Below are 10,380 nucleotides of genomic sequence, written 5' to 3' on the forward strand. Positions count from 1 at the left end.
CTTTATTTAAAACTTTGCAACAGAACCCAACCATTCATAACTGTAATGAGATTTATCTGGATCAATCCACATCCCAGATGGATAATCTGGATCACTAACTGAGAAACCCGTATTGGTAACTGAACCTGCCAATACCCTTCTATCATAGTTTTGAGCAAACTTAGTTGTAACTATTGCATCATTTTTAGAAACATTAGTGGCTGTCTGCGCTACAATCTGGTTTCCACCCGCACTGGTCGTTTCAGCCTTTGCTGCACTGCTACTACTTGCACTGGTCGTTTCAGCCTTTGCTGCACTGCTTGAGGTGCTGGTGGCTGTCACATCAGCTGACACTGGCTGGCCGGTAACTAGCATCCCTAATCCCAGTGAAAATAATGAAATCCCCATGACAGCCCAATTCTTACCGCGTTTATACAGTTTATAATGCGTTTTAGTCTCTCCAAAGTAATTATTCCTTAACATAAAAAACCTACCTTTCACACTATTTCAAATAAAATGTTGTCATTAAAATCCCGGTTTATTAAGGCTATCGGTTTTTTAAATTATAATAGAAACTACTAATATCCCCTTATATCCCTTAAATGGGGCCTATCTTTCGCACGAAAATATTTGAAATCATGCTAAAGTCCTATTATTAATTAAGTGGTCTTAATAAATCACGTTTATATTATAATAGCATACTTAAACTTTAAATTTAAATCACTGGCATCCCTCTCGTCTGTTCAGTGATCCGCCACTTATACAACTTTTTCGTATTCAACACATGTTTCGCCCAATCATCGGGATCATGCACAATATGATAGGCCATTAACACATTATCAGCCATGTTGATTCCTCCTATTTTGGTCATCAGTCATTCCTTAATGTGTTTAGTACACGTGCTGAGCCCTCAGACTAGCAATTATTTGAACCAAGCCACCAATCGATCAAATTAAGTTTGGTGATGACCAGTCTGGATCATCTTAACTACTTTAGTAACCGTTGGCTTAGGCGCTGGCATCGTTGGTTTTGCTGGGTTACCAGCATACTCCGCGGTTTTATCAGCTTTTGGCGTTACGGTTAGCTTACCGTCCTTATTGCAGCGTTGATGCTTGTCAAAAACTTGGCAACCTTCTTTCGTGGTGATTATTGAAACAACCCTGCTCGTCGTCTTGGGTCCGGCAGACCTGGAACTGAATCTGGCTATTCGGGGCTGGTGACCTCTGTGTGGTGACAGCAGCATGTATATCAAACCTTTACCATCTTCAAGCACGAAATTAGCTTGCATACTGTTTGATAAATATCGCCTAATTTGGATAATCCTACTGAACTATTGCAGGTGGCATCAGTTCATACAGCCAAGTAAAGCCAATAAGGTATACCCTAGTGGCCAGGTTGGTTTAGTCAAATAAAAATTTTAATTGGTTTCTTATAAGTGCATATAATTTCATCATCACTACCTGTCTGCTATAATGATGGTAAAGGTGGTGATGATTTGCGATTTATATTTAAGGCTTTAATAGTAGTTGTTATTATCCTTGCATTTCCTTTGTCCATAGTTCTTGTCTTTAAAAATTGGTCAACGGCCATTGGCACTAGCACACCCATGCAATTAAAGTTTGATTGGTTGGATCAGTACGAACCGATATACCTTTTTTGGAGTGGGATAATTCTGGCGGCGGTGTTAATTGTTTTATTGATTATCACACTTTTTTGGCCACGGTCACAGTCATTATATCTTCACCAAAAGTCTGATGGTCAAGTTACCATCAGTAAGAAAGCTATTGAGCATTTTGCTCTTTCAGCACTTCAACATGAACCCTTTATTGGTAACCCCAAGGTATCAGCTAAGTTATCACGAAAAAGGATCACACTTAAAATATCGGGTGATCTACTAAATTCAGTCAATGCCAAGAAACAGACTGCAAATTTTCTCAATCAATTAAAAAAAGATTTGCGTATTTGTCTTGGAATTTCTGAACAGAAAAAAATAAAAATCCGACTCGTTGATTTCAATGAGTCGGACGCTAATGTGCATCAATCTCGAGTTGTCTAGGAGGTGATAACGTGACCGAACTCATTAAAGCCTATTTTTGGCCACTAATTGGTGGAATTATAGGATTGCTCTTAGCGGTCCTTATCATCACTTTTGGATTTTTAAAGACGCTTTTTGTTTTGATTTTTATGGTAATCGGGATTACCGCGGGTTATTATATTCAAAAAACTGGTATCTTAACAAATGTTTTTAAATAACTGTTTGAATTATAAGGAGGAAAAATTATGCAGAACGGAACGCCAAGTGAAAAAACAACAACTAACGAAAAGTCTGGTATTAAAGGCAATTTAACATTTGATGATAAGGTTATTCAAAAAATAATTGGTATTGCACTTTCTGAAGTAGATGGCTTATTAACCGTAGATGGCGGTTTTTTCGCAAATGTTGCTGAAAAACTAGTTAATACTTCCGATGTCACATCAGGAATTGATGTAGAGGTTGGAAAAAAGCAGGTTGCAGTGGATCTCGACATTGTTGCTGAATACGGCATTGATATTTCTAAACTGTATGACAAGATCAAAAATGTTATCGTTCGGGAAGTAAAGAATATGACCGACTTAGAAGTAATTGAGGTAAATGTGAATGTTGTTGATGTCAAGACAAAGGAGCAACATGAAAAAGATTCGACTTCTCTGCAAGATCGCGTGAGCGATGCTACAGACAAAACGAAGGAAGCCGTCAGTAAGGGCGCAAATAAATCGAAGGAAACATTAAGTGACAGCGTTGATAAAGTAACGTCTGACAATAAATCTAGTCGTGTTAACTAAGGGGGTGAGTAAATATGGGACTTATTTGGTCATTAATCGTCGGGGCAATCATTGGTGCCATTGCTGGCGCAATCACTAACCGTGGTGCTGCTATGGGCTGGATTGCAAATATCGTAGCTGGTTTAATCGGTGCGTGGATTGGCCAAGGCCTCCTTGGCACTTGGGGCCCTTCGTTAGCTGGCATGGCATTGATACCATCGATCATCGGGGCAATTATTTTAGTTCTGATTGTTTCATTAGTTGTTGGTCGAACCAGTAAAAAGTAAGGGGGAATTTTATGGACGTCTTGAAAAGTGTATTTAAGTTTATGATTGCTTCTACGCTCATTGTAGGTGGTGTCCTCATCGGTGGCACCGTCTTGGCTGCTAAGAAAGTAGATGGCATTGGTGATACATTGCAACAAAAATTACATGGATAATTAGCCAAATTTATCTGTATTAGGCTTCTTAGAACGTAAATGATTGAGCAATTGAAGATCAGTTAATCAATATTTAAATTTGCAATCTACCTTATAAGTGTCATTCACACTATCTCTTGTAGGATCTCCTTATTAGACAAGCAAATTAAAATGTGGAATAATACTGTTGTAACAAATACATTATGGGAGGTTATATTATGAATCTAGATGACAAAATTGATAGCACCAAAGATAAGGTAAGTGGAAAAGCTAAAGAAGTTGAAGGCAAGGTTACGAACGACAAGGCCCGCGAAGCTGAAGGTAAGGGTCAAGGTATTCTAGGTAAGGCTAAAGATAAACTGTCAGATGCCAAAGATGCTGTTAAAGATACGGTTGATAACGTAAAGGAAAAGTTAGATAAAGACGATAAATAAATTATCATTTTTAAGAAGACCAAAATCTGGTCTTCTTTTATTTTTTCACGCTTGTTACCTTGTTTTTTCTCCACACTGTAATACGCGGCTTATGTGGTCGCTGCGGCTTTTTACGTTACCACCGTCCATCTTTAAGCTGATGTTCTAAGTCACCCAAGCAACGTGTCTCTGTGCGACTGACAAGGCCAAATCTGCTATTTACCATCTGGCCCATGCCGGCCACCTCCAAATTTTGGGCAAAATAAAAACGCCACGCTATTTAGCACGACGTCTATTATCCTTACACCATCTTATCGAGCCGAGCACCCGCCTGTGCCCACTCCGGAAACTCATACCCGTATTTACTATGAATTAATCATGATATCGCCACCTCCTGACCATATGCAAAAAAAACAGTGATTAGCTGAACTTTTCGATAAATCTATTAAAAGTTTCCGTAGTCCCATTTGCAATTAGTACAACTAAAGCTTCATAGCTAATTTATCAAATTCTTGTATATCAATACCCGTTGCTCCAATTAAATCAAGAATAATCTCCTTTGCTAAGTCTTTACTATAGGAATTTAATTGTTCTGTGAAATCTGGCTCTTCACTTTCATACAGGCCATTGAGCAGTGGAATAATGTAACTATAGATATACACTATTAGTGGATATTCGGTAGATTGCAAATTTAATCCGAATTTTTGGACAAATTTGTCAGCATAACCTGATACGGTGTTTGCCAGTCGAGTATTTTAAGCGGTCGCTGGTTAATTTGGAGTAACGTCGTCGTTAAATCTTGAGCACTAATGTGCTCAAAACGAGTCCCTTTAGGATAAAAATAACGTAAATTCCGATTAAAGCGTTCATTACTACCACGTTCAGCTGGCGTATAAGCATGGCAGTAATAGGTCTTAATACCATATTGTGATTCAAGTGATACTAGCCCACTAAACTCAGTGCCACGGTCCACAGTAAAGCTGTGCACCGGACCATTAAAAGTGGTTAGGAACTTAGTTAGTGCTTCATTAACAGTCGCTGTCGTCCGATCTTTTAACCGGTATGCCCAAAGGAACCGTGATTTGCGATCGATTAAAGTTAATAAAACTGCCTTACTATGCCCACGAGGACCAACGACTGTATCTAGTTCAAAATCGCCGATGCGATTACGTTGATTAATCATCATGGGACGCTGTTCAATTGATCGCCCCAAAGATTGATTATATTTGGATCGTTGGTCAACGTTACGCCGTTGGCGTACGCCATGTTCAGGTAGATCATTCAAGGAGAAATCAATTCTCCCCTTATTTAGCCAATTATAAATAGATTTAGTAGCTAGTTTAAATTCGTGAGCAATCATTCCTGGTGACCAGCTTAGTTTTCCGACCACATCGTGATCGCTTGTATTCGGCATCTGTTTGTGCTAATTCAGCCTGATAAGGTTGACATCGAGATAATTCATAAGAAATTGTTGACGGTGATCGGTTCAGCCGAACGCCCATTTGGATATTGGACAGCCCTAGTTCACAAAAGGTTTCGATTTTAATTCGTTCGGAATAGGTTATACTAGACAAAAGATCAGCTCCTAAAAGATGGGTTTGTGGTAAACACCATTTTAAAGGAAGCTGATCTTTTTTGTCCGAACAGCGTTCGGATTAATTTTACAATCTACCGATTATGCTTATTTTTGGCATTTTGATGGGATTAGTCGCTGGGCCACTATCTAATAAATTTAAAATACTGAAATTACCAGTAGGTCTCTCAACTATCTTATTAGCAATTGCAGGTCTCTCCCTGTTCTTCTTAAGAAATAATACTGGTATTATTCTTTACGCCTTAGCTACCGGTTTAGGAATGGGCTTATGGAACGCACTTGATAATTTATTAAACTTAAAAGTTATCCCCGATCAAAATCGTGTTGCATTTTTCTTAGGTGTTTACAACTTAGGTAATACAATTACACAAGCTATCGCACCCGTTTTAGCCGCTGCCGTCATAAGTCTTTTTGGTTATTCTGGAATTTTTATTGTTTCATTTATTTTTTCCTTGATTGGTGGTATTTCAATGCTATCGATTAAATCATTAAAACGTTAGTAAGATATTTTTTAGCAATCCTTATTTAAAGTTAAGGATTGCTTTTTGTTCTCTTCAGTTGCAATCGCTTGCAACTCGCAACTATCCTCTGCTATGCTCGTGCCAACAATGGTAATTGTTTATTCACCTAAATTTAGGATGGAGGTAATTAAATGACTGAAAGTTATCAATTTGATGTTTTGTACTTAGGCGCGGGGCATGGTGCCTTCGACGGGGCGGTTCCACTAGCTAATAGTGGTAAAAAAGTCGCCATTATCGAAGCGGACAAAATCGGGGGAACTTGTCCAAACCGTGGATGCAACGCGAAAATTACGCTGGACAACCCGGTTCAACTTTTACGCCACCAAGAACGCCTTGATGGCATTGTAAATGGTGACTTAAAGCTGGATTGGACTGCCAATGTAGAACATGAACACGAAGTCATCGACGGCTTGCCGGACATGATTACTGGTTTACTCGACTCTGTTGACATCGAAATTATTCACGGTCGTGGAAAATTTGTTGATGCTCACACCATCGAAGTGGATCAACAGCGCTACACCGCTGACAAAATCGTGATTGCAACGGGGCTACGTCCCCACCATCTAGATGTTATGGGCTCAGAACTTACGCATGACAGTACCGATTTTATGAACCTCAAACAGCTTCCTGAAAATATCGTAATTATTGGCGCGGGCTATATCGGCATGGAATTTGCCACGATTGCCAATGCTGCCGGCGCGAACGTCACTGTACTTTTACGCCATAATCGGGCGTTGCGCAAATTTAATCAAGATTACGTAAAACAAGTCATTGCCGACCTCGAAAAACGAGGGGTGAAGTTCATTTACAACGCTCAGGTGGATCGTTTTGAGGAAGACGGTTCTCATTTTACCGTGTCTTATAACGATCACGAAACCCTCACCACCGACTGGATTTTGGATGCTACCGGACGAATTCCTAACATCGAAAACATCGGATTAGACGAAGTAGGCGTTAGTTACAATGCTAACGGGATCGAAGTTAACGATCATCTTCAAACTAACATTGATAACATCTATGCTTCTGGTGATGTGCTTGATAAAGAACAGCCTAAGCTCACCCCGACTGCGATCTTTGAATCTAGTTATTTAACCCAACTTTTCACAGGAAAGACTACTGACGCAATCAACTATCCGCCCATCCCAACCATTGTCTTTACCTCACCACAAATCGCACAGGTTGGTATGAGCGTCGAAGAAGCTCAGCAAAATCCTGATTACACCATTAAAACTAATCATCTTCCTGACGGATGGTTCCGCCAAGTTGATAAGGAAACAATTGGTGATAACACCTTGATTTACGATCAAGACCATCATCTTGTAGGAGCAGCTGAAGTTAGTGAACATGCTGCCGATGCAATTAACGTTTTATTACCAGCAATTGAGTTTCAATATACAGCTGAACAACTAGGCCGCATCGTACCTCTCTTCCCTACTTTGGGAGCGGACGTCTGGTCACAGATTTAAAAAAACGCTGAGCCTCTTTTAAGGAGACTTGAAGTGAACCCCCGGTATTGGACCAAAATCCAATATCGGGGGTTTTATATTGACCAAGTATTCTAAAACATTAAAGGTGAAAGTTGTTCAGGAATATCTTTCATCATCGTCAGGTTACAAATTATTATCAAAGAAATATGGAATTAAAAGTGAATCTTTGGTTTCTTCTTGGGTGCAACGTTATAAGGCCTTTGGCCTAAATGGCCTTGATATTCTATCTCCAAAGAAATCTTTTGATGGTTCATTCAAGCTGAATGTTTTAAAATGGATGAAAACGAATAAGGCTTCTTATCCGAAAACTGCACTTCATTTTAATATCTCAAATGTCGGAACTATTTGGCAATGGCAACATACGTGGGAGATTGAAGGTGCTGATGCCTTATATCGTTCCAAAGGACGGCAAACAATTATGTCAGCTGATAAACAATCGAAGAAAAAGCAACAAACTGAATTAGAACGGCTTAGAGAAGAAAATGAATTACTACAGATTGAGAATGAATACTTAAAAAAATTAAGAGCCTTAGTCCAGGAAGAAGAAGCCAAAAAGCACAAATCATCAAGGAACTAAGGCTTAAACATAAATTAGTTAAAATTTTGCAAGTCGTCGGTATGGCTAAGAGTACTTATGAATACATTATTAGTCATGAACCAGACGGTTCATCCAACAATGATAAACAAGTTATTAAACAATCAATTCAAATGATTAAAAAGAAACATCCGGCATATGGTTATCGTCGTGTAACTGGTGAATTACGCCGAATGAATTTCTTAGTAAATCATAAAAAAGTGCTAATCTTAATGCGTGAAATGCAGTTACTTTCTTCCGCATTTAACAAACGTACCCGTAAGTATAATTCATATAAGGGTACTGTTGGTACCGTTGCTAAGAATTTGATTAACCGCCGATTCTTTACAAATCGACCTTATCAAAAATTAGTGACAGACGTTACTGAGATCCGTTGGGGAGGCAAAACGATTGATGAGCGTGCCTATTTTACATGTATTTATGATTTATTTTCAGGTGAAATTCTAGGACATCAAATTAGTAAACATCCAACTGTTCAATTTACAACAACCGTTTTAAAACAAGCAGTTAAGAAAATCCCTAAGGATTTAAAATACCGGACTACGGTCCACTCAGATCAAGGATTTCAATATCAACATCAAGATTGGGTTAATATTTTAAAAGAACATCGTATTTTTCAAAGTATGTCTCGCAAAGCAACTTGTTTAGATAATGCAACAATGGAAAGCTTTTTTCATATTATGAAAGCTGAGGCTTTTTATCAAAAAGAAACCGATACCTATGAAACGTTAGTTTCACAAATATCGGTTTGGATAAATGATTACAATTTTTCTAGAATTAAAACAAAACTGGGTTATAAAAGTCCGGTTGAATATCGAATTTTTACAACCCAGAAAGTCGCTTAAAGTTTCGTCCAATATTTGGGGTTCACTTCAAAGGTCTTATCTAAATGCCTAACTTTTTTATGTCACTTCAGTATACCCTAGTGGTTTTTTGTTTTGGTACATGATACATTGCACCAATGGGTCACGCCGTGATATGGCAATTTATCATTGTATGATCACCTTCAGTGAGAGCATGTCATGCAGAACGCTATCCTCTGGGGCAAGCTGGTATGAGATTAACCACATAAAATACAACGAAAAAAGATGATCTTATACTTAAAAAATGGACAATTTTTTGAGTATAAGATCATTTTTGTCTGTAATTATTTTGATAGTTGCTGGTTGGCTATTTTTTTTGTATCCAAAAACCAATAAGCACGAAAGTCACCAACTAGTTTTGAATAGGGATAGCCAATTATTCCTTGGCTTTGTAGCTTATTCGATAAATGTTCTTTCAAAATCCAAGGATCTTCAGGTGAGACGTGATCTAGTTCTAATATTTGATTGATTTTTTGTACAGAAGTATTTAAGTCAATGGCTACATGTTCAATAGTCAAATGACTTAATTTTAGATTTTGACGAAGCTCTTTACTATTATTGATACGCTCTATAAAATTTAAAGACATTTTATTTCTCTCTTTCGCTATTAAAATCATGCTGACGAGAAGGCTGAGTCAGCCATTCACAAGAGTTGTTAATTATTCAGATATGAATTTTTCGCCAGTCATATATGCACCGTGTTTTAAGAAAATAACGGTAGCCAATCCTGCTATACCATCATCAATGAGTGCCCATTTATAGCTTCTTTGTTAGCCAAAATCAATTTGGTCTAACATCGTTTCACGGCTAGCTTGATCTAAACCAAGGTAAGTCAGTGTCATGGCTTCGCTTGAGTGATTCAATAAGTGCATGACTAAACCAATATTGTAATTTGACTGTGTATAGACACGATAAGCGCCTGTTTTACGCATGGTGTGCGTGCCTAAATAGTTGATACCTAGTAGATCACCAACACGCGCCATCACTTTATAAAACTGTTTCTCGGTGATATGGCGATCATGATGGGCTGTCGAGGGGAATAACCACTCAGAATTGATATTTTCTTGGACCAGCCAATCATGATATTGCAACAAGTCTTGCTGAACAGGCTTTAAATATAACGTGTTTGCTTTACCGGTCTTTTTATCATGAATAAAGGCTGTATTTTTGACAGAGCCGTCTGGATTATAGACATCTGATTTTTTTAATGTCATGACATCACTCACACGTAGTAGCGTGGCCTTACCAACTTGAAAAACGGTGTAATTTCGGCGACCAGCACGGAAACTATCGAGAAGTGTATCTTGTACCATCTTTAAGACGTTGGAGTCTTTGATGGGTAGGACGATTTGTTGCACCATGATTCATATATACCTTTCTGAAATTAAATAATTAATTAAATTGTTTATTTATTAATGACCAGGACCGTATTTCTAAACTTCTTTTATGGTTTATTATATCACTTAACAAAAAAACAGCCCCCATTATCTACTAGTCAGATAATGGGGGGGCTGTTTTAATAGTCTTTTCGAGGGGTCATTGATGTAATTATAGCCCCTAAATTAAGGAATGTTTTAGTGACCACCTAGGATCATAGTTAACTCATAGCAAAACTCCTGGTATTTTACTTAGAAGTCAATAAATTAATTGGACTGCTTTATGGTGGTAAGTTATGACGTATTTGGTTCTGTTGCAAAGTTTTAAATCT

13 protein-coding genes and 1 pseudogene are annotated in these 10,380 nt (G+C 38.2%); 9 read left to right on the forward strand and 5 right to left on the reverse strand.

Annotated elements, in window-relative coordinates; all coding sequences use genetic code 11:
* Window positions 1-6: 6 nt before the first annotated feature.
* Together FC66_RS07625 and FC66_RS08150 are read right to left on the reverse strand one after the other, a co-directional pair.
* Window positions 7-462, reverse strand: coding sequence for a KxYKxGKxW signal peptide domain-containing protein (locus FC66_RS07625; protein ID WP_057974796.1), 456 nt, complete (start codon window positions 460-462; stop codon window positions 7-9).
* A 232-nt stretch (window positions 463-694) separates the two neighbouring features.
* Window positions 695-826, reverse strand: coding sequence for a DUF5839 family protein (locus tag FC66_RS08150; protein ID WP_220096583.1), 132 nt, complete (start codon window positions 824-826; stop codon window positions 695-697).
* Between the two features lie 648 nt (window positions 827-1,474).
* Between FC66_RS08150 and amaP the strand changes: the two genes are divergently transcribed.
* The 6 genes from amaP to FC66_RS07655 all read left to right on the forward strand — a co-directional run bounded on the left by amaP (window position 1,475) and on the right by FC66_RS07655 (window position 3,633).
* On the forward strand, window positions 1,475-2,035 hold the full coding sequence (gene amaP, locus FC66_RS07635) for an alkaline shock response membrane anchor protein AmaP (protein WP_041095702.1): 561 nt from the start codon (window positions 1,475-1,477) through the stop codon (window positions 2,033-2,035).
* Between the two features lie 11 nt (window positions 2,036-2,046).
* On the forward strand, window positions 2,047-2,232 hold the full coding sequence (locus FC66_RS07640; protein WP_041095700.1) for a DUF2273 domain-containing protein: 186 nt from the start codon (window positions 2,047-2,049) through the stop codon (window positions 2,230-2,232).
* Between the two features lie 27 nt (window positions 2,233-2,259).
* Window positions 2,260-2,802 carry an Asp23/Gls24 family envelope stress response protein gene (locus FC66_RS07645; protein WP_041095698.1) on the forward strand — a complete coding sequence of 181 codons (543 nt, stop codon included), beginning with the start codon at window positions 2,260-2,262 and terminating at the stop codon, window positions 2,800-2,802.
* 14 nt (window positions 2,803-2,816) lie between these two features.
* On the forward strand, window positions 2,817-3,068 hold the full coding sequence (locus FC66_RS07650) for a GlsB/YeaQ/YmgE family stress response membrane protein (protein ID WP_003680323.1): 252 nt from the start codon (window positions 2,817-2,819) through the stop codon (window positions 3,066-3,068).
* An 11-nt stretch (window positions 3,069-3,079) separates the two neighbouring features.
* Window positions 3,080-3,220: a hypothetical protein gene (locus FC66_RS08095; RefSeq protein ID WP_003681696.1), complete on the forward strand. Its 141-nt coding sequence runs from the start codon at window positions 3,080-3,082 to the stop codon at window positions 3,218-3,220.
* A 197-nt stretch (window positions 3,221-3,417) separates the two neighbouring features.
* On the forward strand, window positions 3,418-3,633 hold the full coding sequence (locus FC66_RS07655; RefSeq protein ID WP_057974798.1) for a CsbD family protein: 216 nt from the start codon (window positions 3,418-3,420) through the stop codon (window positions 3,631-3,633).
* A 670-nt stretch (window positions 3,634-4,303) separates the two neighbouring features.
* Here FC66_RS07655 and FC66_RS07665 read toward each other — a convergent pair.
* Window positions 4,304-5,186, reverse strand: a pseudogene (locus tag FC66_RS07665) (IS30 family transposase).
* A gap of 103 nt (window positions 5,187-5,289) precedes the next feature.
* On the opposite strand from FC66_RS07665, the gene FC66_RS07670 reads away from it, so the two are divergent.
* The 3 genes from FC66_RS07670 to FC66_RS07925 all read left to right on the forward strand — a co-directional run bounded on the left by FC66_RS07670 (window position 5,290) and on the right by FC66_RS07925 (window position 8,654).
* A complete protein-coding gene (locus tag FC66_RS07670; protein WP_003680729.1) occupies window positions 5,290-5,706 on the forward strand; it encodes an MFS transporter in 417 nt (138 codons plus the stop codon).
* 152 nt (window positions 5,707-5,858) lie between these two features.
* Window positions 5,859-7,193, forward strand: coding sequence for a dihydrolipoyl dehydrogenase family protein (locus FC66_RS07675; RefSeq protein ID WP_002831210.1), 1,335 nt, complete (start codon window positions 5,859-5,861; stop codon window positions 7,191-7,193).
* A 79-nt stretch (window positions 7,194-7,272) separates the two neighbouring features.
* A protein-coding gene (locus FC66_RS07925; protein ID WP_146303378.1) for an IS3 family transposase occupies window positions 7,273-8,654 on the forward strand; the annotation gives its coding sequence in 2 pieces (ribosomal slippage) (window positions 7,273-7,726 and window positions 7,726-8,654; 1,383 coding nt in all).
* 302 nt (window positions 8,655-8,956) lie between these two features.
* Here FC66_RS07925 and FC66_RS07690 read toward each other — a convergent pair.
* Window positions 8,957-9,259, reverse strand: coding sequence for a DUF2316 family protein (locus tag FC66_RS07690; protein WP_057974801.1), 303 nt, complete (start codon window positions 9,257-9,259; stop codon window positions 8,957-8,959).
* Between the two features lie 183 nt (window positions 9,260-9,442).
* Window positions 9,443-10,033 (reverse strand): site-specific integrase, encoded by a 591-nt coding sequence (locus FC66_RS07695; protein WP_013102111.1) that lies wholly within the window; start codon window positions 10,031-10,033, stop codon window positions 9,443-9,445.
* Window positions 10,034-10,380: the final 347 nt, after the last annotated feature.

The organism is Dellaglioa algida DSM 15638, from assembly GCF_001434695.1.
GTDB classification, from domain to species: domain Bacteria; phylum Bacillota; class Bacilli; order Lactobacillales; family Lactobacillaceae; genus Dellaglioa; species Dellaglioa algida.

What these genes read in the sequence shown, in the direction of transcription:
- FC66_RS07690 (WP_057974801.1), bottom strand. Translation starts at nt 9,259, where the DNA reads ATGTCTTTAAATTTTATAGAGCGTATCAATAATAGTAAAGAGCTTCGT.
- FC66_RS07695 (WP_013102111.1), bottom strand. Translation starts at nt 10,033, where the DNA reads ATGGTGCAACAAATCGTCCTACCCATCAAAGACTCCAACGTCTTAAAG.
- FC66_RS07625 (WP_057974796.1), bottom strand. Translation starts at nt 462, where the DNA reads ATGTTAAGGAATAATTACTTTGGAGAGACTAAAACGCATTATAAACTG.
- FC66_RS07675 (WP_002831210.1), top strand. Translation starts at nt 5,859, where the DNA reads ATGACTGAAAGTTATCAATTTGATGTTTTGTACTTAGGCGCGGGGCAT.
- FC66_RS07650 (WP_003680323.1), top strand. Translation starts at nt 2,817, where the DNA reads ATGGGACTTATTTGGTCATTAATCGTCGGGGCAATCATTGGTGCCATT.
- FC66_RS07645 (WP_041095698.1), top strand. Translation starts at nt 2,260, where the DNA reads ATGCAGAACGGAACGCCAAGTGAAAAAACAACAACTAACGAAAAGTCT.
- FC66_RS07655 (WP_057974798.1), top strand. Translation starts at nt 3,418, where the DNA reads ATGAATCTAGATGACAAAATTGATAGCACCAAAGATAAGGTAAGTGGA.
- FC66_RS08150 (WP_220096583.1), bottom strand. Translation starts at nt 826, where the DNA reads ATGGCTGATAATGTGTTAATGGCCTATCATATTGTGCATGATCCCGAT.
- FC66_RS08095 (WP_003681696.1), top strand. Translation starts at nt 3,080, where the DNA reads ATGGACGTCTTGAAAAGTGTATTTAAGTTTATGATTGCTTCTACGCTC.
- FC66_RS07670 (WP_003680729.1), top strand. Translation starts at nt 5,290, where the DNA reads ATGCTTATTTTTGGCATTTTGATGGGATTAGTCGCTGGGCCACTATCT.